The following is a 25816-nucleotide window of genomic DNA, read 5'->3' on the forward strand; positions in this document are numbered from 1 at the left end:
CTACGAGTCCACGACCTCAAGCACACCTTCGGGCGAAGGTTGAGGGCCGCAGATGTACCAGAGGAAGATCGCAAAAAGAACAAGGGTCTACAGACAAAAATCTGTAGACCCTTGGTAATGCTGGTCGGGACGGCGGGATTCGAACTCGCTACCCCTTGCACCCCATACTTTTAATATATAGATTCCGGTAGACTCTAATGGACGGCATTAGAAAACATGAAAGTCACTATATATGCGGTTCTTCATGTATTATCTCATCCAAGACTGTCTATAGCTACCCACTAACAGCCAATCGATTTCATGGGGCAAAAATGGGGCAAAATTCTGGAACCAGTATATGGGAAAGATCACTACCAAGGAACTCTCTGCACTCACAGAAGCCGATCATAACCGCGTCATCCGAGAGGATGGCGGTCTGACTGGCAAGGTTCGGGCGGGTGTTCGCGGCGTCACTATCCTCTTCCGGTATGAATACTGGTTAGAGGGTTCAAAACGAGATCACCGCCTGGGCTCTTGGCCCAAAAAATCCCTGGCAGACATCAGGACTGAACGTGACAAACTACGAGTCAGCGTATCCGATGGCATCGACCCTAATGCCGCCAAGAAAGCCGCTCGCATCGAAAAGCAACAAGCCGTCCATGCAACCATCGCAGCAGCCGAGGCTACACGGAAAGCTGCACTAATGGTCATAGATCTATACAACGATTGGATTGAAAATGGTGTCGCCCGTAAGGATGGCAACGCCGAACTGGCACGCCTATTTAGCAAGGATGTGCTGCCCGTCATCGGCTGCAAAGAACTCCGCCTGCTCACCGACGCTCATATCCGTGAGATGCTGCGTAAGCAGCGAAAACGCGGAGTGATCCGGCAAACCATCATCACCTTCAGCGACCTACGACAGATGCTGGCCTGGGGAGAAAAGCGGCAACCCTGGCGTGGCTTGCTCGTTGATGGCAACCCTGCAGACCTGGTGGATATTGAAAAGCTGATCCCAGATGACTACACCGAAGAGCGGAATAGAGTCCTTTTGCCAGAAGAGATCAGAGAACTAGCCGATATCTTCACCCGCACCACCGCAGAATATGAGGCTGCACCAGCCGGTAAAAAATACGACTATCAGAGGCCTCTGCAGCGAGAGACTCAAATTGCCCTATGGCTCTGTCTGGGCACCCTATGTCGTATCGGCGAGCTATTGATGGCCAAGCCTGAGCATGTTGATCTCGACAAAGACACATGGTTCATCCCTCGTTCCAACACGAAAGGCCGCCGCCAGCAGAAGCAGGAGCATACCGTGCTCCTCTCCCCTTTCACCAAGCGCCTATTCCAAGAACTGAAGGATCTGGTTGGAGATGCCAAATGGCTATTTCCAGCTCGAAATAAGGTTGGTGAAGAATCCCATATCTGCCTGAAGACTGTGAGTCGACAAGTAGGCGACCGTCAGACTCAATTCAAGAAGCGCAGCAAGCCCTTATCACATCGTCGGCACGACGATAGTCTGGTGCTGGGCGGAGGCAAGAATGGGGAATGGACGCCGCACGACCTTCGCCGCACGGGTGCCACCATGATGCAGGAGATAGGAATCGGACTCGACATCATCGACCGCTGCCAGAATCATGTCATGCCGGGATCAAAGGTTCGTCGGCACTATTTGCATTACGACTATGCGACGGAGAAGGCTGAGGCTTGGAAGCGGCTGGGGGAACGGATTGAGGAGATTTTGGCTGAATAAGTTAAGTATGAGCCACAAACAATGCAGCCCACATCCTCAAAGAAACCATTTCATCTAGAAGGGAATATTAACTTCCATAGAGCCCTCTAGGTCAACCAAGTAAATGATCTGTGACGCACATACCGCTAACAGGTACTCGGTGACCTCTGGTGTCGCCTTACCCCCATTTGCCCCTCCGTGCCCCACACCTTCACCTCCACTTCGAAAGGCATAAACACCCGCAAGCGTCTGACAGACAGCTTTGGGAACTGAGACATCCGCTGTCCCCCCAAGCCACTTCACAAGATCCCCTAACGTCGAGGCCTTGGCCATCGGAAAAAGAGTTTTGCCAGCAGCCTCAACCGCACACACAGCCTCTTTCACTGAATTTTCATAATCAGGATGCGTTGAATGACGAAAGAACTGCAAGGATTTGTCAAAATGTCTTCGCGCATCCAAGAGCCGAGCATCACCGAGGACAACTTGTGATTTAGCCACTAGTTCCACGGTATGCTTTCGCCCTCGCCTACGGATCACTCCCTCTGCGAACTCATATGCCAAGTCCTCCTCAAGCAAGAGCCGCTGTAGTTCGATTGCAATGTACTCCTGTATATTGCCACGGGACACCTCAACCGTGTAACCACTATAACTATCTTCATATCCGATTTCTTGAGGCAAATGACTGTACAGACGTTCACAAAAGTCATACACCTTTGCCCACTCAAGCCCCTCGAGAGCAACTTCTGTATCTTCTCGAGCTTCCTCCACGCTTGCTACAGAAGATGCGTCATACTTAACAAGAGTAAACCGCCCCACTCGATGCAACTCACGTGCCACCACCGTCCAATCTGGCAAGTATCGACGCTCAACAAGGTCCGCTAGCAAATGTAATAGACCGATTCGTGCCGAAGGTGGAAAATCCGCATCAATCTGCCTATGCTGACCTCTAGATCGCGCTGAAAACGGGGGTTGTAGTAGAGTGCTCATTTTTTTCAGTAGTATGTCAAAAATAACCAACTAAAATAGTAGCAAAAATCGCTTAACGCTATCGGAAAAATATAAAATCAATCCAGGTGGAGGCAAAACTGCACATTATTTTTTTTTTCTAACATTTGAAAGAAGCGCTTTTTTTGCTTCTGCAGCCGTCCTCCATTGCGTAGAAATGGCGTGAGAATATAGCTCTATTTCCTTTTCTTGAATAAATTTCAAAGAACCATCATCAAGATGTTCATTAATAAAATTCCTTAAAATAGGCCCGGCGTGGGCATCCCAAAGAACCAACCTGCGAACAGCACGCACCAGATTACCTAACGGGGAGGGATTAGGCAAAAAATTTATATCTAGCTCTTTTTCTCTAATTTTTCTCAGATAACCCTCAGAACAGATAACCTTCTTTTTCCGGAGGTCATAAGCAATGGCATCCCAATCAAAAAAAGTACAGGACACTATATCCTCCAGACGCTCCACATCCACATACCTACGCGCCCAAGTTGTTTCCAACGCCCAAAAATCAATTTTCCAAGGTCCTTGCTTACACCCAAATCCCCCAAACCGATTCGGTTTTGCATCTAACAAAACCGCCAACTCCGAAACATCCTCTTTCGGAGCATCAATAACGAGATCAAGATCGGATCGAAAACCCGAACGTCCCTTATAGGCAAAATCTCGAACCAACCCACCAATTACAGCAATGCGATTAAATTCAAGAAAATTCTCATTAATCAATCGACGTAAGAATACCATCTCCCCAGAGTGATTGTCCCAGAAATAGCGATCTAAGCGTCGCTTTAAGGCATCTTTATTTGGAGCCGTTTGCATAAGGTAACTTTTGAATTTCGCCCCAGAGTCGCATTGCATATGTATCCGTCATGCCAGACACCATATCTGTAAGCAAGCGCAACTCGCGATATCTAATTCCGCTTGAAGCAGAGCCATTATTTTCTACTACCTTTGCCTGCTGTATGTAATTCGGACTGATTAATGAAAAAATATAGCTAGATCGAGCGCTCAATTTTTTTGATTCAATGTCTTCAATGTTCTTGCGATCGGAAATGGCACTCCAAAAAGCAGACATTAACCCATCTAACGCAGCAGCGCCAAGTGCTTCTGCTTTCAGCACCATGGGATTATTGAACGCATACCGCTTCGCAAGCCCCTTCAGAACATCGCACAAATTAGAATTATCCATTAAAGGAACTTCATGACTAAAATTAAATATTCCAGATGAGTTTTTGATGAATTGGTTGCTAGCATGCGCAACTAAAGCCTCGATGAATATCGCTCGCAAATACTGAATGTTAACATCCCGTTGGGTGGCTGGATGTAAATCTTTACTCTCAACTATAGAAAATTTTTTGATAATATCACCGATCACAGGATCGTCGGGAATACATCGCCGCAGAATAACAAAGACGTCCTCGGGAGACATCAATTCCTTCTTCATCACGTCATCGACATCTAGTACTGAATAAGCGATATCGTCACAAGCCTCCATAATCCATGTCAATGGGTGGCGCTGCCCTTCTCTAAGGCCTGTCTGTTCACGAATCCAATCAACCACGCCCTGCTCAGAGGAGAAATACCCTCCCTTCTTTTTGATTAGGTTGTCTTTATCAACATTAGAGAAACAAACTGGATACTTCAGCCCAGCGGCAAGTGTAGCTGCAGACAGGTCCAGTCCGATTCCATCGACATGCGTTTGCAATCGCGTCAGCAAACGCAGCGCCTGTGGATTACCATCAAACTGCGTGAACTCTGAGCGGAGTTCCTCTGGCACGCCTTGAGAAGGGCCTAACCCGTCACTTCCCGAATAGGCTTTACTGAAGATCCATTCGCTGCGGCGCACAAACCAGTGCCCGATAGCTGCTTCACCCTGATGGCCGAACGGAGGGTTGCCAAGATCATGCCCAAGCCCTGTTGACAGCAGAATTGGCTGAATAATGTTTAGCAAGCCGTCCACACCGATACCGCTGCGTTCAAAACACTCCTTTTTTTCATGGTACACACGGGTGCCAATGGAACGAGCAAGGTTGGCGACCTCATGAGAATGCGTCAGACGTGTTCGCACGCCATCATTTTCATCCATCGGCCAAACTTGCGTCTTATCCGCAAGGCGCCGCACAGGCGTCGAAAACAGGAGGCGATCATAGTCATGTTGAAAAACCGAACGTCGATCACTCGACCTAGTTCGGTCCTGACTAGCATTCTCATTCGCATTGGGTGTTTTTGGCTTTTCAACCGAAGCAGTACGAGGGTGACGGGCTGGAGACCATAGGTTGCTCGACGAAATATATTGGTTCATAAGGTACTGTACTGTCGTTGCATTCACAGATGCTGCTGCGACTGTGAATGGTGTGGTTACGCCCCATCTTAGAGCTGCCTGCCCTAAGTTTCTGCCCATCATAAACCACCATCCCAGATTTTTTCATCCACATATCACCTTATTGAGCATTCCTTCCGAATGCTCCAGGCAGTCCCAATCTGCCTGCCACTTCCCCCCGAGGCTGATATGACCCCATCCCTTTCCTGCCCCCGCTGCAACTCCCCCCACATCACCACCCGCGATTACGCCAGCAAAGCCGGTAGCGCCATCGGCACCGTCGCAGGCGCTGCTGGCGGTGCTGCCGCCATGATGGCTGGCGCAGAAACCGGCGCAACCCTGGGCTTGGTCGCTGGCCCCATCGGCTCCATCGTAGGCGGCCTAGCGGGCGGCCTCATGGGCATGCTGCTGGGCGGCGCGACAGGCTGCGCAACTGGCCACGCTGTCGGCAGCCAGCTCGATGACCTAGTGTTCGATAACCACGAATGTCAGGACTGCGGCCACGTCTTCCGTGTCTCCGTCGCTAAACAATAGCTGACCCACCGTTTCCTTCCCTTATCACCGCATCCATGCCTACAGCCTTGGCGGGCTGTAGGCATGAGCATTTCTATTCTCTTTCAAGGAGCACATCATGCACCTCGTCGAATCCATGGCCTACGTCGGCCAAACTCCCTGGCATGGCCTGGGCAATGAATTGGCCCGCCGCCAGCCGCTCGAAGTCTGGGCGCAGCAGGCCGGTATGCACTGGCAGATCGAAGCCGGTGACGTGCGCTATATCGCCCAAGACGATCACCTGGGTTCCATCCATGCCTTTCCCGGCCAAAAGGTGCTGTACCGCTCGGACACCAAGGCACCGTTGTCGGTGGTTTCCGATCGCTTCCAGGTGGTGCAACCCGAGGAAATCCTGTCCTTTTACAAGGATCTCACCGAGACGGGCGGCTACGAGCTGGAAACCGCTGGCGTACTCAAAGGCGGACGCAAGCTTTGGGCCTTGGCCCGCACTGGCCAACAAGCCGTGCTGAAAGGCCGCGATGAGGTCAATGGCTATCTGCTGCTGGCGACTGCCTGCGACGGCACACTGTCCACCACGGCCCAATTCACATCTGTACGGGTCGTGTGCAACAACACCTTGGCCATTGCCCTGGGTGACGGAGCAGGTACGGTGCGCGTCTCGCATCGCAGCGTCTTTGATCCCGACAGCGTAAAGCGTCAATTAGGCATCGCGGTATCCAGCTGGGATAGCTTCATGGTTCGCATGAAGGCCCTGGCCGACTGCAAGGTCAAGGACACCGAGGCTGAAACGTTTCTGCGCCGTGTACTGACCTATCCGGCAAGCACAGATACCCAGCAGCCGGTCATCAACAACCAGGCGCTTAAAAGCGTTCAGGGCCTCTATAACGGGCATGGCATGGGGGCTGAGTTCGGATCAGCCGCTGGCACTGCCTGGGGGCTGTTGGGCGCCGTCACCGAGTTCGTGGATCATCATCGTCGTTCCCGCAGCACCGATCACCGGCTGGATGCCGCTTGGTTTGGCCAAGGAGCTGCCATCAAGCAAAAGGCCTGGGATGAAGCCCTCAAGCTCGTGGCATAGGCAAGTCCCCTGTTGTTCACATCACTCCGTTAGCACCACACAACCCCATGAAGCCCGGCAGCGCCCACGCGCTGACCGGGTTTCTTCATTCTGGAGGTTTTCATCATGGCATTACCCAAGCGACAGCCAGACACGCGCCCGGCACTGCGCCTGGTCGATACGCGCACCATCGAGCGGGCCGAATGGCTGGAAGTCCGCAAGACCGGCATTGGCGGCTCGGATGCAGCAGCAGCGGTGGGGCTTTCTCCCTATAAAAGCCCTCTGGAGCTTTGGCTGGAGAAGACCAACCGCGACGCAACACTGCCCAAACCAGATCCCCAGGACACCACAGAGCCCGTGTACTGGGGCACGCTGCTGGAGCCGATTGTTGCAGCCGCCTATACGCAGCAGACCGGGCGCAAGGTGCGCAAGGTCAACGCTGTCCTGCAACACCCGCAATACCCCTGGATGCTGGCGAACCTCGACCGCGAAGTGATTAGCAATTCCGCCGTGCAAATTCTGGAATGCAAAACCACCGGGGAATACGGTGCACGGCTCTGGCGCGAGGGCGTCCCTGAATATGTCCAGCTTCAAGTTCAGCACCAGTTGGCCGTCACCGGCAAGCGGGCCGCCGACGTGGCCGTGCTGCTATGCGGCCAACGGCTTGACGTGTACCGCATAGAGCGTGACGACGAGTTGATTGGCCGCTTGATCCAGCTTGAAGCTCAATTCTGGGATTACGTCGTGCGTGACATTCCGCCCCCAGCGGACGGCTCGGTATCAGCAGATCGGGCCTTGCGCTGCTTATACCCAGGCCACGGCGGCGCAGTGGACTTCAGCGACGACCGGACGCTCTCGGCCACCTTCGCCGATCTTGTCATGATGCAGGCCGACCTCAAAGATCGGGAAGCCCATGCCGAGAAAATGAAGCAAACCCTGCTGCAAGCCATGGGCAATGCCGAATCGGCCCAATTCGAGACTGGTCGGATCAGCTTCAAGCGCAGCAAGGATGCCACGTCCTTGGATGTTGAACGGCTGCTGCTGGATTACCCCGATCTGGCGGTGCAATACGCCCGCACGCGGCCTGGATCGCGGCGCTTTCGGGTGCTGGCCTGAGCACCCGCCCTACCTGCCTTGCAGGCCCCCCACGACATGCCGCCATCACGGGCGGCATTTTCTATTCTGCTTTCAGAAGGAGGTGGCCCATGCGCTACCGAAAATTCAAAGCGAGCGAAATTCAGGGCTTATACGTCCTGGATTCGACCGTAATGAGCGAAGGTGACATTCTGGCCATGGCGCGTCAGCTCTCACGCGACCGGCTCGCCAAAGGCCGGTTTCTGGTGACACCGGAACGCACCAAGGATTACCTGCAAAACTTGATGCAGGACTACGAACACGAAGTCTTTGCCATGGTCCTGCTCGATAGCATGCAGCGAATCATCGGCTTTCATGAACTCTTCCGGGGCACGATCAATACGTCTGCCGTCTACCCCCGCGAAGTCGTCAAGCTTGCCTTGGCAAACAACGCGGTAGCAGCAATCTTTGCCCACAACCACCCTTCGGGCGTGTCCGCCCCCAGCCCCGCAGACATTGAGACCACCCAGCGTTTGAAAAGCGCCCTGGCGCTGGTGGAGATCCGCGTACTGGATCACATCGTTGTTGGACGCTACGGCAGCACGTCACTGGCTGAAATCGGCCGCATGTAGCCAATCCGACGCTACCAATTCCATCTATTTCCCTACATGCCCGCCGTCAACGGGCTGCTTTAATTTACAGGAGCCTCACCATGCTGAAAGGCTTTGTCATTACGCCGCCCATCATCGGGCGCATCTCCATAGGCCGCGTCGTTGAGAAAAACGGCAAGCGCCTGCCAGAAAAAGACGATCAATTCACCATCACCACCCAGGTACAGAACCACGATGGCTGGCTGCTGCATCCGGCCCATGAAGCCGAGTTAAAACGCACCCAGACCGCCAAGCTGCGAGCCATCCAGATCATGCTGCCTTTCAATGATCCTGATCTCAACCTGCGTGCTGAATATGCACAATTCGACCGCCAGACAGGGCGGCCTATTGCAGTCAGTGATGGGGTGACTTGCCAGCGCCGCACCTCTCAAGGGATGGAAACCGTTACCTGCGCCAGCACTCAGGACTGCTGCCTGCGACTGGCCGACACAAAGCCCTATGGACGACTGTACGTCAAGGTCGGTGGTGGGGACGATCTGGGTGTCTTTATTTTTCGCACGACTTCTTACAACTCGATCCGCACGCTGGCTGCCCGCCTGCGCTATTACGCAGCGGTCTCAGGTGGGCTGCTGGCGACCCTGCCGCTGGAACTGAAGCTGCGCAGCAAATCGACCACGCAAAGCTACCGCACCCCCATCTATTACGTCGATCTGGTCATCCGCGACGACATGGCGCTGCCCGAGGCGATTCAGGCGGCACGGCAAGCCGATGCAGCACGTCAAGCCCAGGGCTTTGATCAAGCGGCCCTGGATGAGGCGGCTCGGCTGGGCTTTGGCAATGGATCATTCGAGGACACCGAAGACGATCTATCGACTGTTGCAGAGGAATTTTTTCCTGAACAGTCTGGCGCAGAACCCGCCCCCACTGCCAGCGATCAACACCTCCAACCTCGTTCGTTGGCGGACAAGCTCAAGGACAAGACTGAAAAAGCCGCCGCTTAGAGCCTCCCTTGACCGCCTCATTAATCAGCCTAGCGCCCAACCCGCTGGGCTTCTTTTTTGGAGCACCACCATGTCACCAGACACAGCACTCACCACCCGAAAAACCAGATTCTCGCTGGGCAAAATACGGATCACCGCCGCAGCCATCTTAGCTCTGGAAGCCACGGCAACTGAAGGTGTTTTTTTGCTGCACAGACATCTTCACAGAGACTGGGGAGATCTCAGCGCTCAAGACATCCTGCAAAACGAAATCGCACTGCTTCTGGACATGCGAGTACTGTCGCGCTACGCCCTAGCCAAGAACACTGAAATTTGGATCATCACAGACGCTGACCGGAGGACGACAACCATCATGGTGCCTGATGCCGATCTTGCGCAATACCCGCGTTAGCTGCTACGGCTTTACCCCAGGCGGACAACCAGACGTTCCACGATCTCCAAGATCATAGCTCTGTCTCCATGCGCCAGCCCTGACAGCAAGCGCTCAAGATGCCGGGCCTGATCCGTGGGCCGTGCGCTGGTCTCTGTAACCAAATCAGCCACATCACACTGGAATATTTCGGCGAACTCTCCCAGGCGAATCACCGTTGGCAGCACGATGCCGCGTTCGATTCGCGACACCGCTTCAACGCCAATTTTCAAGCGCTCGGCAACCTGCTCCTGGGTCAGTTCGCAAGCCATCCGGCGCTTTGCAATCGCACGACCAACCAACCCAGCCAACCGCTTCATCTCAATCTCGGGCATACCACCTCCACTTCCATCCGGGATGGTCTGGTATCACCTTAGTCAGATGAAGGACTTATAAAGTTGTTAATCAACCTTTAAAGTTGTATAAAGCTGTGATTACATTGACTCACAAACAATCTTCAACACGACACTTTTGCATAAGGACTTGATATGGCCATGATTTTCTGCCGAGGATGCGGCAAAGAGATACACGACAGCGCAACAGCCTGCCCCCACTGCGGGGCAACTCAATCCGGTAGCAGCAGCGGACAACAAGGGTCAAAGTGGATGGCTATCACAGCCCTGGTTCTAGGGATCTTTGCCATCCTGGCAACGATGGCGGCATTCGCAGACGGAGCCGATTCCGAGCAAATCCTTGGGATCATCCTATTTGGGGTCGTCAGCCTTGTTTTCGCAATCATCAGCTTGGTTCAAAAACGGTGGGGAAAAGGTCTTTCCATCGCGGGAATCGTCATGTCTGCCATCAGCTTACTGGCTCTTTTCGGAGCCTGAATCGTTTCTCACTACACGATGCATCTCGATGTCTGAGACGCATACAGCAACGCCATGGCCGTACTTTCCCGGTGCGGCCATGGCTAGTCTGCTGATTTCTTATCCCAAAAAGACAATCCTCACAGAAAGCATCTATGTCTACCCAATACACTTCTTACAGCCAGGTCCCTTGGTACCGGAAATGGTGGTTCGCCATCATTGGTGCAGTTATCTTCATGCCAGCCATTATCGTCATGGCGTTTTTTGGTAATTTTTACTTTTCCAAAAAAGGCGAAATCCAAGCCTTTCCAAAGTGGTACAAGTTTGTGCTTCTCGGATTTTTTATTTTAGCCATCATCGGCTCCATCCTGGAAACCAAGCAAATAAACTCAGAAAGCCAAGAGACGTCTAAATCCTCTCATACCAAAATATCTGAAGCAGAGCTGAAGGCAATGTTTCAAGAGGCGTTAAACAAACCCACCAAGCCCGCAGCGCCGGAAGCTGCTCAAGAGAATTCGACGAATGCCACTCCAGCAGACAAGCATGCAGCATGCCCTAATGACAAGCTCATCTTTGCTTGCACCACGGCGAAAGGTAAAGCGGTAGCGGTATGTGATTCTGGGGAAACCCTGCAGTACAACTTTGGCAAAAAAGGCCAATCGCCTGAACTCTCCCTTTCCGTGCCTCGTTCTGAAGCCAGTACATTCCAGTGGGACGGCCGAGGAAACAGCATCACCTACAGCGTACAAATCCCAAATGGGAATACCGCTTATGAAGTATTTGTCTCTACGGACAGAATGAGCGAGGAGCACGAAATGGTTGCTGGCATCAACGTTGAAGTATCAGGCCAGCATGTTTCTACGATTACTTGCCAAATTGATACCTTACAGCACGATATAGAGGATATTTCTCTCAAACCAGTTGAGTGGCAATAAACAATTGACCACTTAGCTCTTCCAAAAAATTCATCAAAAATCATCTCACTCGATTCCTGAGCAATAGATTCTTGAGATCACGCCTTAGTCCTATTTATGAAACTCTTAGCTGATCAAAAACCTATGAAAGCCATTCGCTATCCGCTTATCCTAGCCGCTGTCGCATTCCTATCCGCTTGCTCAAGCAGCCCTTCAGATGGAGACATCAAAGAAGCCCTAAGCATTGAGCTTTTAAAAGGTTGCCCCTCTCTATCAATTAGCAAAGCCACAAAAATAAATGGCATACCAGATACAAAAAGTGACAAAATATATGGCATTGAAACTGAGTTTACTGTCGAATTAAAACCAATTAAAGAAAACAAAAAAATAGCCTCCGACCTTCCCGGACACATCAAAGAAATTCAAAAAATGCAGTCACAGTATGAACGCAGAATCCAGCGAGAGAAGGAAATCAAGCAGGAGAATCGCAATCTTGATTATGAACAAATCACAGAAATGATAGAAAGTGACCCCGAACTTCAAAAACTAAAAGCAGAGGTAGGTGCTTTTAATGAAATCTATCCATATTTTTACACCAGAAAAGGCTACGAGGAGCAAATTCTAAGAGACGCTATGGTCAAGCGCATAGAGGTTCAATGCCTCCCACTAGGGATAGCCGCAGGTTTCACCCTTAGGTATCTACCAAAAGAAGCAACAGATTTCAAAGATAATTTTTATACAAAATTCAAAGGGACTTTCATTCTAAGAAAAACTGACAACGGATGGCGCATTGCCAACTAACGTTACATAAATTAGAGCCCAGGCCATATAGTTGAAAGCCACACTAAATAATAAATGGCCTGGATAATATCATCCAACCAGATTAGCAAATATACTTTATAAAATCATGGGAATTATTGGATTTATCGGAACTATCATTGCTTTAGGCTCTTTCTACGTTATGTCCAGAGCCAGCCGCATCCTGCTGTCCGCATTATTAGCAGGCAGCCTGTATTACTGGTATTCAATCTCGGCTGTATTCCATGGTGGCAGCGGCCCAGACATGAGCGAATTAAAGTTTGCAGGGACACTCTTAAGCGCAAACATAGGCGGTTTCGTAGTTGCAACTGTCCTGGGTATCATGAAAAAGAACAGCACTGACGACGCTCATTACTCAGCGCGAAGAAAGGCCCTTTTTATGTTCCTGGCCAAATGGGGAGGAATTTATGCAGCCTATTCCTTTGTCGGTGGAAAGCTGATTGACCTCGCGCTCGGTGAGGATGGTGCTGGGTGGTTTATCATGCGGGTATGGGGGCTGTACGGATTTATTGCACTTTTACTTCTGTGGCTCATCTTTAAGCGGAATCGTGGTTCTGCAAAGCAATAACTTCTGCAAAAAAAACCGCCGATTGCCCTGTACCGCCAGCAGGTGGACGACCTGATAAAGCCAATCAGGAGAAAAACCGAACACCCCATGTCCTATCGCGATCCCCGCGATCAGTTGGAACCTGGGTTTGTTTGGTCAGATACTCACTAGCAAACCGCCGCAGAATGGACCTTTTGCCCTCATCGGCTGCATCCACTTGACCAAGGCAGCTCCCATATCTACGCTCGTGCTTGGCCTTCTGCTTGTCCGTATTACTATTCCAGTAGTCCCCCCATCCCCGTGTGACAATGTCCACCCAGTAGTCCCCAATTCGCTCTGCGTAGTAGGTATCAGCACGATGTCTGCCGGAAAAAAAGAGCAAGCAATGCAGATGCAGCCCAGCTTCTTGCCCCTCTTCCAGCTTCCAGATGCACGCCTGAATTTTGCCTAACACCCCGTCTTGTGCCCCATCTATCCGGCGCATGAAAATGTCTCGATGTCGCTGGATGGTCCGCAACGTGACGTCATCACGGTATGCGTCGTCATAACGCAATGTTAGGAACAGGACCAGATAGCGGCTGGACTGCTCAAACAGCCGTTTTTCGATGCTCAAGAGCCTCGCCCTGGCTCTCATTTCTCTGATGGCTGCGTTGCTGGTTCGCTCTGGCTGGCACTGACCACTCCATTGATTGCGCTTCCCCATGACTGACCTCCTGTATTGTGGGTTCAGGAGATCAATGTCTTTAGTTTATTTTTAATTTTTCTTTGATAGATTTTCTCTATTGCATAAGAAGCACACTGCCTCTCCCCCTCCGACATAGACGCGCCCTTGCGTCTTAACCAGCCACTCCCGAAAGATCACTTGCCTTTGAGAAGTTTTCTGGATGGGTAGTTATGTAACAAAGCATCCAACCTCCACACACCAATCAGACGGCATAGAAGGCCATGGGAGGGGTTGTCCCTCCCATGGCCTCAGAGTGCTGCGGTCAAGGCTGCATCACGCGCTTCAATGCGCTCCATGATCCAGTCTTGGACCTCCTGCTCCACCCAAGCCACCCTGTTGCCTCCTAGAGGGACGGGCTTGGGGAACTGGCCCTCAGCAATGTACTTGTAGATCGTGGATCGGCGCAGGCCTATGGCCTGGGTAACGTCGATGAGTCGGATGAGGCGTACGGCGGCTTGCATGGTGATGCTCCTGTCTGGTTGGTCCAGAGCATGGGGAGCGGGCATAAAACTTTATGCCCTCCCAAGAACCAGACCTATCCAAAGCCCCCCCTCAAAACCGACTACCGTCACTCTCACACTACGACTGTCCAGAAAAATTCCCATGACAATAAATAAACCCAGATGAAACGCGAGGAGTATCCATGATCTACCTATGGTAAAAGATAAAATTAAATGCTAGTTTCATCATAGTTTTTTTATAGTTTCAACATAGTTTGAAAAAATTGTATCTGATTATAAATATTAGAAAGAGGACATCATGGCCATCACCAGAACAGACCCTCTAGCTGACACACTGCTAAATAGCAGTCAAGGCAGAGTATTCAACGATCGAGAAAACTTCTGGGTTTGGCTGAAAACACGCTACAAGATCGAAGAGGCATGTCATGATGCCCAACGAGCTCAACCAAATCCGCAGAAACACAGAAAAGGAATTGAGTTGTTGGATGAGTTAGAGGAGACAGTATTCAGAAGCAACAACTTCGGCCCACCGTTCCCAGCCTTTGCTCTAGCTGCGATCATTCGTGATCGAGGGCTGGCTAGAGAACTAAACATACCGTTCCGCACTTCATTCCTCCCCCAGCAAAATTTTGGCTGGATCGGAAGTCAGCGGTGTGCAATTTGGTTATGCACCCAGTTCCTCAATAACAACCCTGACCTAAAGCCGATCTCAAAACTATTACCCCACGGCATCCCTGCAACAAAGGCATTCATGGGGCTTGTGGATTTTTGGGATACCACACAGACCACCAAGCACAGGACGCTTATCGGGCTGGAAAAAAGCTGGCGGTCGTACTTGAAGCAAGACGCAGACTATCGCTGGTTCGACAAAGGTCAAGAAAAGCGGCTCAAGTGCGAAGTTGCATATCTCTGGTTAAACGATCATCACCGACGATTAGTGGAACCGCTCCAGGCGAAATTTTCATCCCTGGAAGACGTGCAGATCTGTCTAGACAATTTTTCAGGAACGACTGGAGAGAAAACGGCCATAATTCAGGCCATCAAGAAAGCGTTCAACGCCCATAAGGCCAAGAAGAACAGGGAAGGAAAAGAACAAACCAACCTCGCCCTAGACAAGGCTACAAAGCGGTCACTGGACCGATTGGCACAAAAGTCCAAATTAACAAGGACACAGGTTGTAGAGCGCTTGATTCAGTATGCAAGAAAGAATGGCATGCCAACCCAGGAGCACGAAGAACAGCAGCCCCCCTTACCAGTTTCTGATAGACCAAAACAGCAGGCTGCCGCTTTCTAACCCATCCTTTACTTCTGCTTTCCCGGTCGCCTGCACAGTCACCATGCGAGGATAGGATGCTCCACACGGGCTATGGTGATCGACCCGTACCTAGTAAAGATATTCCATGGGGCAAAACATGGGGCAAAAATGAACCACCCCCTACAACAAAAAATAAGGGCTTACATGCCGAAGCGTGTAAGCCCTTATTTTTACTGCTGTATTTCTGGTCGGGACGGCGGGATTCGAACTCGCGACCCCTTGCACCCCATGCAAGTGCGCTACCAGGCTGCGCTACGCCCCGAAAGAAAGAGATTCTAGCACAAAATATTGCTTGCTTGCAGGCCTCGCCATCCGCTAATTACGTCGATCGATAAACAGGGTCGAACCCGGCTGCTTTTTAGCCTGGGATTTCGCCTCGCTGGCCGCCTGGGCGATCTGGTGGCGCGACTGATATGCCCCCGGATCCACCGGCACGATGCCCAGGGACAGGGTGGGCAAGCCGAAGCGGCGCGGCCGCCCTTGGCGGTCTTCTGTCGCATAGAGGCTGACGTCGCCCTTGCCTGCCTCGACCATCAGCTGGGTCATGCCCCGGTCGAATTCATCCAGCATGTGTTGACTGCGCACTTGCCAGTTGCCGCTGCGAAACAAGACGATAAAGTCATCGCCGCCGATATGCCCCAGGAAATCATGCTGATCGTCCACGTGATGCGACAATACCCGACTGAGCAGCCGGATCACGTCATCGCCCAGACGGTAGCCAAACGCGTCGTTAAAGGGTTTGAAGTGATCCAGATCGGCGTGGCAGACGGCAAAAGACAGATTGCTGGCCAGGTAGCGCTGGATCTGGCGGTCGATGGGAACATTGCCCGGCAATTGCGTCAACGGGTTGGCGTGGCGCGCTGCCCGCAGCTGCAGGCGATTCAGAGCCTGCAACAGGTCCTGGCTGGAGCCCACCCCCAGGTAGCGCCCCCGGCCGGTAATGATGAAATCAGTGGCCAGCGCATGGCCCTCGGCCTCGGCCAACCAGCGGCTGAGCGTCAGCAAGGGCGTGTGCATGTCTACGATCAAGGGCTTGCTGTCCATGAACAGGCGACACGGGCTGGTGCCGTAGAGTTCGCGCTGGAACGGCAGGGAAAAGCGCTCGATCAAGCTACTGCGCTTCAGCACACCGATGGGCTTGTCGTGCTCGACCACAGGAATGGTATAGAGATCCGGTTGGGCCAAAAATAGGCTGAAGACGGCCTCGCTGGAGACCTGCGAGGTGACGCTATCGACCCGGCGCAGCAGTTGCAAAGCCCAGCCCTGGGCGTCCCCCTGTGGCAGGCTGGGATCGGAACAGCACCGCAAGGCATCCAGTCGTCGGCTGGAAAGCTGCCGGGAGAGTTCCGGCCAACTGCTGCGGCTGGGCTGGGCCTGGGGCCGCTGAATGTAATACCCCTGGGCGCAGGCAATGCCCTGGTCGCACACGCAGGCCAATTCATCGATAGTCTCGATACCTTCGGCCACGACAATCGCCCCGGCGACTGCCGCAATATCAGAGATCGAGCGCAGAATCTGCTGGCGCAGCAAATCATCCTGAATGCCGACCACAAAGGACTTATCCGTCTTGATGTATTTGGGCCGCAGATCCAGCCAACGGGTCAGGTTGGAATATCCGGCTCCCAGGTCGTCAATGGCAAAATGCACACCCGATGCCTGTAGCTGGGTAATCAACGGAATCAAATCGGCACTATTGCATGCCAAGGCCTGCTCGGTGATTTCGATCACCAGACAATGGGCATCCAGCCCGGATTCGGCCAGTAATGCGACAAAATCCAAGCCTGCCTCAGGCGTCGCCAGCAAGGCGGCTGGGCTGATATTGACAAACAGCCGCCCTGGCAAATCCAGCGCAGCGAACCGCTGAATAATCGTGCGACAGCAGCGGTGTTCTAGTGCAATCCCCTGCCCCTGGGCCCGCGCCAGGGCGAACAAGACATCCGGCGTATGCCAGGGGGTGTCGGGCACCCCTCGGATCAGGCCCTCGTGGCCCAGCACAGAGCCTTCACGCAACCAGACTATCGGTTGAAATACCGCATCCAGAGGGTAGGACTGAATCCAGGCTGGATCGTCAGTCGGGTCAGAACAAGCAAGAATTTCGGGCGTCGGACACACAACCGACGCCATATCCGATATAGACGACATCAAGAAATCAAACCGAAAAATTGAATAGGCACGCCCTATCGGGCAGGGACTCTATTAAAACAGGTGCCTGCCACGATGAATATGACAATATGACTAAAGCAGCCCCAACTGCAGTCGGGCGGGCTCGCTGATCATCTCGCGGCTCCAGGGCGGATCCCAGACCAGATCCACGGCGGCTTCGTCCACGCCTTCGATATTCAGCAGTTTATTTCGCGCTTCGTCCGCAATCATCGTGCCCATGCCGCAGCCGGCGGCAGTCAGGGTCATCTTCATTTCGATGCGAAAACGACCCTCGGTGCTGGCAGGCAACACCGAGCATTCATAGACCAGGCCCAGATTGACGATATCGACGGGGATTTCGGGATCGTAGCAAGTGGACAACATGGTCCAGGCGGCCTCTTCGACAGATTCCTGGGTGATCGGACCGTCGTGTATGTGCTTGATGTCCTCGGCGGGTTCAAAGCCCAGGGCATCGCCGTCCACGCCTTCAATGCGGTAAAGGTTGCCCTCGACCATGACGGTGTAGGTGCCCCCCAACTGCTGGGTGATGACGGCCTCGCAGCCAGCCTCGATGGTGACAGGCGAGCCGTAGGGCACGGTGACCGCCGGGCAATCCCGGTTGACGATCACTTCCTGACGATTGAAACTCATGATCTTACCTCTGGTTCATCGCATTATTCAGTAATGGCTATATCCTGCGCTTGCGTAATCGCGTTGTGCAGGGTATGCCAGGCCAGGGTGGCGCATTTCACCCGGGACGGAAATTCCCGCACCCCGGACAAGACTTCGAGCTTGCCCAGATCGCAATCTGGATGGGCTTCGGTCAGCATCGCATGGATGTTTTTAAACAAGGCATCCACTTCGTCGATTTTCATGCCGCGCACGGCTTCAGTCATCAAGGAGGCCGATGCCTTGGAAATTGCACAGCCATGGCCAATGAAACTGACCTCCTCGACCACGCCGTCCTGCATTCGTGCATAGACAGTCAGCTGATCCCCACACAAGGGATTGTGGCCATCGGCACGATGCGTGGCATCGTCCAGCGCATGAAAATTACGTGGGCTGCGGTTGTGATCGAAAATGACTTCCTGGTATAGATCACGCAGGCCATCGTCGGCGTCCATCATGCCTTACACCCCAAACAGTTTCTGGGCCTTACGCACGCCGGCCACCAGGGCTTCGACGTCGCGCAGGTCGTTATACAGCGCAAAAGATGCCCGAGCCGTGCCCGGGATGCCAAAGTGCGACATCAGCGGCATGGCGCAGTGATGGCCCGCCCGAATCGCCACGCCTTCGGTATCCAGAATGGTGCCCAGGTCGTGCGGATGGACGCCATCGACCAAAAAGGACAGAATGCCTGCCTTATGGGTGGCGGTGCCGATCAAGCGCACCCCTGGGATCGCCAGCATGGCCTCGGTGGCTTCGGCCAGCAAGGCATGCTCGTGGGCCGCAATTGCATCCAGGCCGATACCGCGCACATACGCGATTGCCGCCCCCAAGGCCACGGAGCCCGCAATATTGGGGGTGCCGGCCTCGAAGCGCTGCGGGCCTTCTGCCCAGGTGCTGCCCTCGAAGCTGACGGTGCGGATCATGTCGCCCCCACCCTGCCAGGGGGGCAGGTCTGCCAAGATGCCCGCGCGGACATACAAGGCACCTATCCCGGTCGGGCCATAGAGCTTATGCCCGGAAAAAGCGTAGAAATCACAATTCAGGGCCTGGACATCCACTGTGGCGTGGGCCACGGCCTGGGCTCCATCGACCAGCACCAGAGCGCCGGCCTCGTGAGCCAGACGGACTAGGTCCGCCACGGGATTGACGGTCCCCAAGGCATTGGACACGTGCGCAAGCCCGACCAGGCGGGTCCGCGCATTGAGCTGGGCCTTGAAGTCGGCCAGATCGAGCTCGCCTGTGTCGGTAATGCGGGCGTGGCGCAAGACTGCCCCTGTACGGGCACACAGCAGTTGCCAGGGGACGATATTGGAGTGATGTTCCATGCCGGTGACGAGAATCTCATCACCTGCCTGCAGCCGTAGGCCCCAGGTCTGGGCGACCAGATTAATGGCCTCGGTGGTCCCCCGGGTAAAGATGATTTCCTGGGCACTAGCCGCATTCAGCAGGTCGGATACCTGCTGGCGGGACTGCTCGTATAGATCGGTAGCGTGCTGCGACAGCCAATGCACCCCACGATGGATGTTGGCATTGGACTGCTCGTAGAACTGTTCCAGCGCCTGGATGACGGCGCGGGGCTTCTGGGTGGTGGCGCCATTGTCCAGGTAGGCCAGACGGCGTTTGCGCACCGGGCGGGCCAGAATCGGGAAATCATCGGCCAGGGCGTGCCCGTCGGCCGCCCGCATGGTGCCCGCGGCATCCACCGTGGCAGTCAGGCCCAGGCTTTCCAGAGAAGTCACGGGCGCATTCATGCGGCCTCCAGTGCCATGCCGCCGGGCAGCAGGCCACGAATGGCGTTTTCAACCCGCTGGCGCAAAGGCGCGGAATCGATGCGGGCCACACTGGCCGCCGCAAAGGCGTAGGTCAGAATGTCACGCGCATGGGCCTCATCCAGGCCCCGGGTGCGTAAATAAAACAGGCTGTCGGCGTCGATCTGACCCACGGTGGACCCATGGGCGCACTTGACGTCATCGGCGTAGATTTCGAGTTCGGGCCGGGAGTCGGATTTGGCCAGACGCGACAGCAGCAGGCTGTCGTTGCGCTGTATGGCGTCAGTGCCGTCGGCACCAGGCGCCACCAGAATGCGGCCACTGAACACCCCATGCGAGGTATCGGCCAAAATGCCGCGATAGTTTTCGTGGCTGACGCAGCGGGGCTTGTTGTGATCGATCAAAGTGTGATGATCGACATGGCGACGCTGGTCCACATAATACAGGCCATTGAACAGGGTTTCGCAGCGCTCGTCGGCAAAGTGCGTGGTGATGTCGTGCCGCGCCAGACGCGCGCCCAACGAGACCGAGTGCGAGGCGAAGTAAGAACCACGCGACTGTACGGCATCGATCTCGCCCAGATGCCAGGCCTGATCGGATTCCTGCTGTAACTTCAGGTGTGTGATGCGGGCATCCTGGGCCAGCGACAGCCGAGTGGCGGCATGATGGAAATTGGTGGCATGCGCCACCCCCAGGTAGTGTTCGACCACCGTGGCCTGGGCACCGGCTTCAGCCTGAATCAGGTGGCGCAAGAAATGCGCGGCCTGCGGCGAAGCGGCCACGCACACGATATGAATGGCGTGTTCCAGCGCAACTCCGCGCCCCACCCGCACCCAGGCACCGTCGCTGGCCAGAGCCAGATTCAGCGCACTGGTGCTGTGGCCGTCATCCGCTTGGCCATACGCGGCCTGGATGGCCTCGGCGTGATCGGCCCAGGCCTGCGATAGCGCCTGCACAGACACCCCGGTCGGCAAGCTGCCAACATCCGAGAGCGCCGCATCATAAGCCCCATCGACAAACACCAGCCAATGGCCGGGTTCGCTGGCCTTCAGGGCGGCAAGCTGATCCGCGACGGGTTGCGCATCACCATCGAAAAAACTGGCGGCGGCCAACGGCGAAAGCGAGGTATGCCGCCAGGCATCGATTTTGGGAGTGGGCCAGCCAAGACTGATGAAACGATCCAGGGCATCGCGGCGCAAATCCGCCAACCAGGGCAGTTCAGCCCCAGGCAGAGTGGCTGCGCGCTGACCGAACACGTCGGCCCAGGCCTGCAGGTTTGTACTCATGCCCGGACCCCTGGCTTAACACCAATTTTCTTGGTTTTATCAGTGGGCTTGGCAGGACGTTTGCTGGCCGCCAGATTGACACCCTCGATCCAGCCGTAGCCCTTGGCTTCGAGTTCCAGGGCCAGTTCGCGGCCACCGGAGCGCACGATCTTGCCATGTGCCAGCACGTGCACGTAATCCGGCACGATATAGTCCAGCAGGCGCTGGTAGTGCGTAATGACAATCATGGAGCGATCCGGTGAACGCAGGCGGTTGACGCCATCGGACACGGTCTTCAGGGCATCGATGTCCAGGCCGGAATCAGTCTCATCCAGGATGGCGAGCTTGGGTTCGAGCAGGGCCATCTGCAAGATTTCATTGCGCTTTTTCTCACCGCCGGAAAAGCCTTCGTTGACGGAGCGGTACAGGAATTCGTCGCGCATGCCGACCAGCTTCATCTCGGCCTTGGCCTTTTTGACGAAATCCATGGCATCGAGTTCGGGCAGGCCGCGATGGCGGCGCGCTGCATTGACCGCCGCCCGCATGAAGTAGGCATTGGACACCCCCGGGATTTCGATGGGGTATTGGAAAGCCAGGAACACCCCGGCCCGGGCGCGTTCTTCGACCGGCAGATCCAGCAGGTTCTGGCCCTCGAATTCAACCGTGCCTTCGGTGACCTTGTAGTCTTCACGGCCCGTCAATACCTGGGACAAGGTGCTTTTGCCCGCGCCGTTGGGGCCCATGATGGCATGAACTTCGCCAGGCTTGATGTCGAGGCTGAGGCCGCGCAGAATTTCGTTGTCCTCGATCGAGGCGTGCAGATTGTTGATTTTCAGCATGATATGGGCTCCTTAACCGACGCTGCCTTCGAGACTCAGGCCAAGCAGATTCTGTGCTTCGACCGCAAATTCCATCGGCAATTCTTTGAAAACTTCTTTGCAGAAGCCGTTGACGATCATCGACACAGCATCTTCGGCCGATATGCCGCGCTGCATTGCATAAAACAGTTGGTCCTCGGCGATGCGCGAGGCCGTGGCCTCGTGTTCGACGCTGGCGCTGGGATGCTGGACCTCGATGGTGGGAAAGGTATGTGCGGCGCATTCCTTGCCGATCAGCAGCGAGTCGCACTGGGTGTAATTGCGCGCGTTTTCGGCCTTGGGCGTCATGCGCACCAGGCTGCGGAAGGTATTGCTGCCGTGGCCCGCCGAAATACCCTTTGAAATAATGGTGCTGCGGGTATTGCGCCCCATGTGGATCATCTTGGTGCCGGTGTCGGCCTGCTGATAATGATTGGACAGCGCCACGGAATAGAATTCGCCGGTGGAATCGTCGCCGCGCAGAATTACACTGGGGTATTTCCAGGTGATGGCCGAACCGGTTTCTACCTGGGTCCAGGAGATATGCGACCGCGCCCCCCGGGCATCCCCGCGTTTGGTGACGAAGTTGTAAATCCCCCCCAGGCCGTTTTCATCACCGGGATACCAGTTCTGCACGGTGGAGTATTTGATGCTGGCGTCTTCCAGGGCAACCAGTTCAACCACGGCGGCATGCAGCTGATTTTCGTCGCGCATGGGTGCCGTACAGCCTTCGAGGTAGCTGACGATGGCGCCTTCGTCGGCAATGATCAGGGTGCGCTCGAATTGGCCGGTATCGGCGCTATTGATCCGAAAATAAGTGGATAGCTCCATCGGGCATTTGACGCCCTTGGGGATATACACAAAAGATCCATCCGAAAACACGGCGGAATTCAGGGCGGAATAGAAGTTGTCGCCCACCGGCACCACGGTGCCCATGTATTTCTGGACCAGGTCCGGGTGCGAACGCACGGCCTCGGAAAACGAACAGAAGATGACGCCGATGTCGGCCAGCTGCTTGCGGAAGGTCGTGGCCACCGACACTGAGTCAAACACGGCATCCACCGCCACCCCGGCCAATCTGGCGCGTTCGTGCAGCGGCACGCCAAGTTTTTCGTAGGTTCTCAGCAGCTCGGGATCGACCTCGTCCAGGCTTTTAGGACCATCTTTTTTGGATTTTGGTGCCGAAAAGTAGCTGATATCCTGAAAATCCGGCTCGGGAAAATGGACCTTGGCCCATTTGGGGCGCGGCATCTTCAACCATTCGCGATACGCCTTCAGGCGCCATTGCAACATGAAATCGGGCTCGCGCTTAATGGCGGACAAGCGGCGGATCACGTCCTCGTCCAGGCCTTTGGCAAAGGTCTCGGACTCGATCTCGGTGACAAAACCAGCCTCATAGTCGCGATCAAGGAAGGAATCGAGCTTGTCGTTGATAGTACTCATTTGGACAGACTCCAGTTCGGGATATTTTTGATGGTCTGGCGGGCACCTGCCACAGATGCTGCTGAAACCGGTATAGGAATGGCCTCGTCGACCATATTGGCCAGCGAAACGGATTCAAGCGTATGGCGTACGATCAGGTTGATGCGCTGCCAGTGGGAGCGAATATGGCAGGCGCCCTCGACGCTGCAGACACCAGGAATTGCGGTGCATTCGGTCAGGCCAAACGGTTGGTCTTCCAGGGCATCGATGATTTCTGCCACATTGATCTGATCAGCGTCGCGCCCCAGGCGGTAGCCCCCACGGGCGCCGCGTATGCTGGTCACAAGCTGATGCTGCGCCAGGAGTTTCAGGACCTTGCTGACGACAGGCTGACCCAGGCCCAGCGCGACGGCGAGTTCTGCTGCACTGCAAATATGCGCCGGACGGCCTGCCATGTGCGTCAGCACCAGGATTCCATAATCGACGATTTTGCTGATCCGCAGCATCGGCTGTTCCAGGATAGAATTTCAATACTTAAATAGTACTGCTTTGGTACGGTATAGGTCAAACCCTAATACCTATTTATCCTCTCCGGATTGCTGCAACTGCCACATGTGTGCATAACGGTTGCCCAGCGCCAACAGGTCCGCATGTGTGCCCTGCTCTACCACCCGTCCGGCATCCAGCACCAAAATATGATCCGCCTGCACGATCGTGGACAGTCGATGGGCAATGATCAGGGTCGTACGCCCTTGGGCAATACGGTCCAGCTGCTCCTGGATTGCGCGCTCGGTCCGCGTATCCAGGGCGCTGGTGGCCTCGTCGAAAACCATGATGGGCGGAGACTTCAGGAGTGCCCGAGCAATGGCGACCCTTTGTTTCTCGCCGCCAGACAGCTTCAGGCCGCGCTCTCCGACCGGGGTGTCATAGCCTTGCGGCAAGGAGGTCACGAAATCATGGATATGCGCTGCGCGGGCGGCAGCCTGGATTTCTTCCTGTGTGGCAGCCGGGCGACCATAGGCAATATTGTAACCTATCGTGTCATTGAACAGCACCGTATCCTGGGGCACGATACCGATATGGGCCCGCAGGCTGTCCTGGGTATAGTCGCGAATGTCCCTGCCATTGACCCGCACCGCCCCACCCGTGGGGTCGTAAAATCGGAACAACAGGCGCGATAAGGTGGACTTCCCCGCCCCGGATGCCCCCACGACAGCCAACGAGCCGCCTGCCGGCACGGTAAAGCTCACCCGATGCAGAATCTGCCGGTCGGCCTGATAGGAAAAATCGACGGCCTCGAAGCTTAAACTGGCCGTCTTGGCCTGCAAGGCCAAGGCATCCGGACGGTCAGCGATCTCTTGGTGGTTGGCCATCAGATCAAACATGCGTTCCATGTCGGCCAGGGCGTGCTTGATTTCGCGATAGACAAAGCCCAGGAAATTCAGCGGCGCATACAGCTGGGTCAGGTACGCCGACACCAGCACCACATCGCCCACGGTCATAACGCCTTGCGTCACGCCTCGAGCCGACTGCCACAACAAGGCCGTCATGCCCACCGTGATGATCAGGCCCTGGCCCATGTTCAGCAGATTCAGCGAGACTTGGTTGCGCACGGCCGAATCCACCCAACTGCGCATATCATGATCGTAGCGCTGGCTTTCGTAGGATTCGTTGCCGAAATACTTGACGGTTTCGTAATTCAACAAGGCATCGACCGCCTTGCCATTGGCCTGGCTGTCCAGGGTATTCATGGTGCGGCGATACACCATGCGCCTTTCCGTGACCAGCAAGGTGAACAAGACGTAGGCCACGATTGTGCCCAGGGTCAGGCCGGCAAACACCCAGTCATAGCGCCACAGCAATATGCCGGTCACCATGGCGATTTCCAGCAAGGTGGGCAAAACATTGAACACAGTGAAGTTCAATAAAAAGCCTATGCCCTTGGTGCCCCGCTCGATGTCGCGACTCAGGCCGCCGGTACGGCGCCCCATGTGGAATCGCAGCGATAGCGCCAGCAAGTGCTGGAACAGCTGGCTGGCGACCTGCTGGATAGCCCCCTGCGTCACTCGGGCAAACAAGGCGTCGCGCAACTCGCCAAATATCCCGGTGGTCAGACGCGCCAGGCCATACCCCACCAAAGCCGCCACGGGAACCGCCAACACGGCAACCGGCACACCCAGCCCATCGACCAGGTCCTTCAGATAGACAGGCGTGAGCACATTGGCAATCTTGGCGATCACCAGGCAAGCGAATGCCAACAACACCCTGCCCCGGTAGGCCCAGATATAGGGCCACAAGTTTTTCAGGGTCTGCCAGTCGTCACGACGAGCAGGGGCTGGACCAGTATGAGTAAGACGCATGGAAAGGTTCTGATAAATGAGGTGACAAGCTGCCGATCAGCAGATCGGGAT

The 25816-nt window shown here is 54.7% G+C and carries 27 protein-coding genes and 1 tRNA gene; 12 read left to right on the forward strand and 16 right to left on the reverse strand.

Going from position 1 to position 25816, the window contains the following annotated elements:
- Positions 1-337 precede the first annotated feature (337 nt).
- A complete protein-coding gene (locus VDP81_RS00910; RefSeq protein ID WP_323011276.1) occupies positions 338-1729 on the forward strand; it encodes a tyrosine-type recombinase/integrase in 1392 nt (463 codons plus the stop codon).
- Positions 1730-1783: 54 nt separating this feature from the next.
- On the opposite strand, the gene VDP81_RS00915 is transcribed toward VDP81_RS00910, so the two are convergent.
- The 3 genes from VDP81_RS00915 to VDP81_RS00925 form a co-directional block, all read right to left on the reverse strand.
- On the reverse strand, positions 1784-2695 hold the full coding sequence (locus VDP81_RS00915) for a hypothetical protein (protein ID WP_323011277.1): 912 nt from the start codon (positions 2693-2695) through the stop codon (positions 1784-1786).
- Between the two features lie 105 nt (positions 2696-2800).
- On the reverse strand, positions 2801-3526 hold the full coding sequence (locus tag VDP81_RS00920) for a hypothetical protein (protein ID WP_323011278.1): 726 nt from the start codon (positions 3524-3526) through the stop codon (positions 2801-2803).
- Complete coding sequence (locus VDP81_RS00925; protein WP_323011279.1) at positions 3507-5111, reverse strand: dGTP triphosphohydrolase; 1605 nt, start codon at positions 5109-5111, stop codon at positions 3507-3509. The genes VDP81_RS00920 and VDP81_RS00925 overlap by 20 nt, the downstream gene beginning before the upstream one ends.
- Positions 5112-5216: 105 nt before the next feature.
- Here VDP81_RS00925 and VDP81_RS00930 point away from each other — a divergent pair, with 105 nt between their 5' ends.
- From VDP81_RS00930 to VDP81_RS00955, 6 genes are all read left to right on the forward strand, one after another.
- Positions 5217-5561, forward strand: coding sequence for a hypothetical protein (locus VDP81_RS00930; RefSeq protein ID WP_323011280.1), 345 nt, complete (start codon positions 5217-5219; stop codon positions 5559-5561).
- Between the two features lie 97 nt (positions 5562-5658).
- Positions 5659-6618, forward strand: coding sequence for a DUF932 domain-containing protein (locus tag VDP81_RS00935; RefSeq protein WP_323011281.1), 960 nt, complete (start codon positions 5659-5661; stop codon positions 6616-6618).
- A gap of 105 nt (positions 6619-6723) precedes the next feature.
- Positions 6724-7713, forward strand: a complete 990-nt coding sequence (locus tag VDP81_RS00940) for a lambda-exonuclease family protein (protein ID WP_323011282.1) — start codon at positions 6724-6726, stop codon at positions 7711-7713.
- A 152-nt stretch (positions 7714-7865) separates the two neighbouring features.
- Positions 7866-8303 carry a JAB domain-containing protein gene (locus tag VDP81_RS00945; protein ID WP_323011283.1) on the forward strand — a complete coding sequence of 146 codons (438 nt, stop codon included), beginning with the start codon at positions 7866-7868 and terminating at the stop codon, positions 8301-8303.
- Between the two features lie 80 nt (positions 8304-8383).
- Positions 8384-9283, forward strand: a complete 900-nt coding sequence (locus tag VDP81_RS00950) for a hypothetical protein (protein WP_323011284.1) — start codon at positions 8384-8386, stop codon at positions 9281-9283.
- A 70-nt stretch (positions 9284-9353) separates the two neighbouring features.
- Positions 9354-9674, forward strand: coding sequence for a hypothetical protein (locus VDP81_RS00955; RefSeq protein WP_323011285.1), 321 nt, complete (start codon positions 9354-9356; stop codon positions 9672-9674).
- Positions 9675-9685: 11 nt separating this feature from the next.
- Here the strand turns inward: VDP81_RS00955 and VDP81_RS00960 are convergent, their stop codons facing one another.
- Positions 9686-10027 carry a helix-turn-helix transcriptional regulator gene (locus VDP81_RS00960; RefSeq protein ID WP_323011286.1) on the reverse strand — a complete coding sequence of 114 codons (342 nt, stop codon included), beginning with the start codon at positions 10025-10027 and terminating at the stop codon, positions 9686-9688.
- Positions 10028-10180: 153 nt separating this feature from the next.
- Between VDP81_RS00960 and VDP81_RS00965 the strand changes: the two genes are divergently transcribed.
- The 4 genes from VDP81_RS00965 to VDP81_RS00980 all read left to right on the forward strand — a co-directional run bounded on the left by VDP81_RS00965 (position 10181) and on the right by VDP81_RS00980 (position 12802).
- Entirely contained in the window at positions 10181-10522 is a 342-nt protein-coding gene (locus VDP81_RS00965; protein WP_323011287.1) for a zinc ribbon domain-containing protein, read from the forward strand.
- Positions 10523-10656: 134 nt separating this feature from the next.
- Positions 10657-11436, forward strand: coding sequence for a hypothetical protein (locus VDP81_RS00970; protein ID WP_323011288.1), 780 nt, complete (start codon positions 10657-10659; stop codon positions 11434-11436).
- Between the two features lie 123 nt (positions 11437-11559).
- The gene (locus VDP81_RS00975; RefSeq protein WP_323011289.1) at positions 11560-12216 is read left to right on the forward strand and encodes a hypothetical protein; all 657 of its coding nucleotides are present in this window, start codon (positions 11560-11562) and stop codon (positions 12214-12216) included.
- Between the two features lie 106 nt (positions 12217-12322).
- Positions 12323-12802 carry a hypothetical protein gene (locus tag VDP81_RS00980; RefSeq protein ID WP_323011290.1) on the forward strand — a complete coding sequence of 160 codons (480 nt, stop codon included), beginning with the start codon at positions 12323-12325 and terminating at the stop codon, positions 12800-12802.
- 64 nt (positions 12803-12866) lie between these two features.
- On the opposite strand, the gene VDP81_RS00985 is transcribed toward VDP81_RS00980, so the two are convergent.
- Positions 12867-13394 carry a hypothetical protein gene (locus VDP81_RS00985; protein ID WP_323011291.1) on the reverse strand — a complete coding sequence of 176 codons (528 nt, stop codon included), beginning with the start codon at positions 13392-13394 and terminating at the stop codon, positions 12867-12869.
- A gap of 359 nt (positions 13395-13753) precedes the next feature.
- Complete coding sequence (locus VDP81_RS00990; RefSeq protein ID WP_323011292.1) at positions 13754-14011, reverse strand: AlpA family transcriptional regulator; 258 nt, start codon at positions 14009-14011, stop codon at positions 13754-13756.
- 253 nt (positions 14012-14264) lie between these two features.
- On the opposite strand from VDP81_RS00990, the gene VDP81_RS00995 reads away from it, so the two are divergent.
- Positions 14265-15260, forward strand: coding sequence for a hypothetical protein (locus VDP81_RS00995; RefSeq protein ID WP_323011293.1), 996 nt, complete (start codon positions 14265-14267; stop codon positions 15258-15260).
- Positions 15261-15466: 206 nt separating this feature from the next.
- Here VDP81_RS00995 and VDP81_RS01000 read toward each other — a convergent pair.
- The 10 genes from VDP81_RS01000 to VDP81_RS01045 form a co-directional block, all read right to left on the reverse strand.
- Positions 15467-15543, reverse strand: a tRNA-Pro gene (locus VDP81_RS01000).
- 53 nt (positions 15544-15596) lie between these two features.
- Positions 15597-17423, reverse strand: coding sequence for a GGDEF domain-containing protein (locus VDP81_RS01005; protein WP_323011294.1), 1827 nt, complete (start codon positions 17421-17423; stop codon positions 15597-15599).
- 93 nt (positions 17424-17516) lie between these two features.
- A complete protein-coding gene (sufT, locus tag VDP81_RS01010; RefSeq protein WP_416233236.1) occupies positions 17517-18077 on the reverse strand; it encodes a putative Fe-S cluster assembly protein SufT in 561 nt (186 codons plus the stop codon).
- 20 nt (positions 18078-18097) lie between these two features.
- Positions 18098-18550: a Fe-S cluster assembly sulfur transfer protein SufU gene (sufU, locus tag VDP81_RS01015; protein WP_323011295.1), complete on the reverse strand. Its 453-nt coding sequence runs from the start codon at positions 18548-18550 to the stop codon at positions 18098-18100.
- Positions 18551-18553: 3 nt separating this feature from the next.
- Positions 18554-19777, reverse strand: a complete 1224-nt coding sequence (locus tag VDP81_RS01020; RefSeq protein WP_323012375.1) for a cysteine desulfurase — start codon at positions 19775-19777, stop codon at positions 18554-18556.
- Positions 19778-19839: 62 nt separating this feature from the next.
- Complete coding sequence (gene sufD / locus VDP81_RS01025) at positions 19840-21147, reverse strand: Fe-S cluster assembly protein SufD (RefSeq protein WP_323011296.1); 1308 nt, start codon at positions 21145-21147, stop codon at positions 19840-19842.
- Positions 21144-21965 (reverse strand): Fe-S cluster assembly ATPase SufC, encoded by an 822-nt coding sequence (sufC, locus tag VDP81_RS01030; protein ID WP_323011297.1) that lies wholly within the window; start codon positions 21963-21965, stop codon positions 21144-21146. Before sufC ends, sufD begins: the two co-directional genes overlap by 4 nt.
- A gap of 12 nt (positions 21966-21977) precedes the next feature.
- Entirely contained in the window at positions 21978-23426 is a 1449-nt protein-coding gene (gene sufB, locus VDP81_RS01035; protein ID WP_322994838.1) for a Fe-S cluster assembly protein SufB, read from the reverse strand.
- Positions 23423-23911 (reverse strand): SUF system Fe-S cluster assembly regulator, encoded by a 489-nt coding sequence (locus tag VDP81_RS01040; RefSeq protein WP_322994837.1) that lies wholly within the window; start codon positions 23909-23911, stop codon positions 23423-23425. The genes sufB and VDP81_RS01040 overlap by 4 nt, the downstream gene beginning before the upstream one ends.
- A gap of 72 nt (positions 23912-23983) precedes the next feature.
- Entirely contained in the window at positions 23984-25765 is a 1782-nt protein-coding gene (locus tag VDP81_RS01045; RefSeq protein ID WP_323011298.1) for an ABC transporter ATP-binding protein/permease, read from the reverse strand.
- Between the last annotated feature and the right edge of the window lie 51 nt (positions 25766-25816).

Origin of the sequence: Castellaniella sp. (assembly GCF_034675845.1) — a bacterium.
GTDB lineage: Bacteria > Pseudomonadota > Gammaproteobacteria > Burkholderiales > Burkholderiaceae_B > Castellaniella.

Coding starts and splice junctions, on each gene's coding strand:
- VDP81_RS00910 (WP_323011276.1), top strand. CDS start 338: ATGGGAAAGATCACTACCAAGGAACTCTCTGCACTCACAGAAGCCGAT.
- VDP81_RS00915 (WP_323011277.1), bottom strand. CDS start 2,695: ATGAGCACTCTACTACAACCCCCGTTTTCAGCGCGATCTAGAGGTCAG.
- VDP81_RS00920 (WP_323011278.1), bottom strand. CDS start 3,526: ATGCAAACGGCTCCAAATAAAGATGCCTTAAAGCGACGCTTAGATCGC.
- VDP81_RS00925 (WP_323011279.1), bottom strand. CDS start 5,111: ATGATGGGCAGAAACTTAGGGCAGGCAGCTCTAAGATGGGGCGTAACC.
- VDP81_RS00930 (WP_323011280.1), top strand. CDS start 5,217: ATGACCCCATCCCTTTCCTGCCCCCGCTGCAACTCCCCCCACATCACC.
- VDP81_RS00935 (WP_323011281.1), top strand. CDS start 5,659: ATGCACCTCGTCGAATCCATGGCCTACGTCGGCCAAACTCCCTGGCAT.
- VDP81_RS00940 (WP_323011282.1), top strand. CDS start 6,724: ATGGCATTACCCAAGCGACAGCCAGACACGCGCCCGGCACTGCGCCTG.
- VDP81_RS00945 (WP_323011283.1), top strand. CDS start 7,866: ATGAGCGAAGGTGACATTCTGGCCATGGCGCGTCAGCTCTCACGCGAC.
- VDP81_RS00950 (WP_323011284.1), top strand. CDS start 8,384: ATGCTGAAAGGCTTTGTCATTACGCCGCCCATCATCGGGCGCATCTCC.
- VDP81_RS00955 (WP_323011285.1), top strand. CDS start 9,354: ATGTCACCAGACACAGCACTCACCACCCGAAAAACCAGATTCTCGCTG.
- VDP81_RS00960 (WP_323011286.1), bottom strand. CDS start 10,027: ATGCCCGAGATTGAGATGAAGCGGTTGGCTGGGTTGGTTGGTCGTGCG.
- VDP81_RS00965 (WP_323011287.1), top strand. CDS start 10,181: ATGGCCATGATTTTCTGCCGAGGATGCGGCAAAGAGATACACGACAGC.
- VDP81_RS00970 (WP_323011288.1), top strand. CDS start 10,657: ATGTCTACCCAATACACTTCTTACAGCCAGGTCCCTTGGTACCGGAAA.
- VDP81_RS00975 (WP_323011289.1), top strand. CDS start 11,560: ATGAAAGCCATTCGCTATCCGCTTATCCTAGCCGCTGTCGCATTCCTA.
- VDP81_RS00980 (WP_323011290.1), top strand. CDS start 12,323: ATGGGAATTATTGGATTTATCGGAACTATCATTGCTTTAGGCTCTTTC.
- VDP81_RS00990 (WP_323011292.1), bottom strand. CDS start 14,011: ATGCCCGCTCCCCATGCTCTGGACCAACCAGACAGGAGCATCACCATG.
- VDP81_RS00995 (WP_323011293.1), top strand. CDS start 14,265: ATGGCCATCACCAGAACAGACCCTCTAGCTGACACACTGCTAAATAGC.
- VDP81_RS01005 (WP_323011294.1), bottom strand. CDS start 17,423: ATGTCGTCTATATCGGATATGGCGTCGGTTGTGTGTCCGACGCCCGAA.
- sufU (WP_323011295.1), bottom strand. CDS start 18,550: ATGATGGACGCCGACGATGGCCTGCGTGATCTATACCAGGAAGTCATT.
- VDP81_RS01020 (WP_323012375.1), bottom strand. CDS start 19,777: ATGCGGGCGGCCGACGGGCACGCCCTGGCCGATGATTTCCCGATTCTG.
- sufD (WP_323011296.1), bottom strand. CDS start 21,147: ATGAGTACAAACCTGCAGGCCTGGGCCGACGTGTTCGGTCAGCGCGCA.
- sufC (WP_323011297.1), bottom strand. CDS start 21,965: ATGCTGAAAATCAACAATCTGCACGCCTCGATCGAGGACAACGAAATT.
- sufB (WP_322994838.1), bottom strand. CDS start 23,426: ATGAGTACTATCAACGACAAGCTCGATTCCTTCCTTGATCGCGACTAT.
- VDP81_RS01040 (WP_322994837.1), bottom strand. CDS start 23,911: ATGCTGCGGATCAGCAAAATCGTCGATTATGGAATCCTGGTGCTGACG.
- VDP81_RS01045 (WP_323011298.1), bottom strand. CDS start 25,765: ATGCGTCTTACTCATACTGGTCCAGCCCCTGCTCGTCGTGACGACTGG.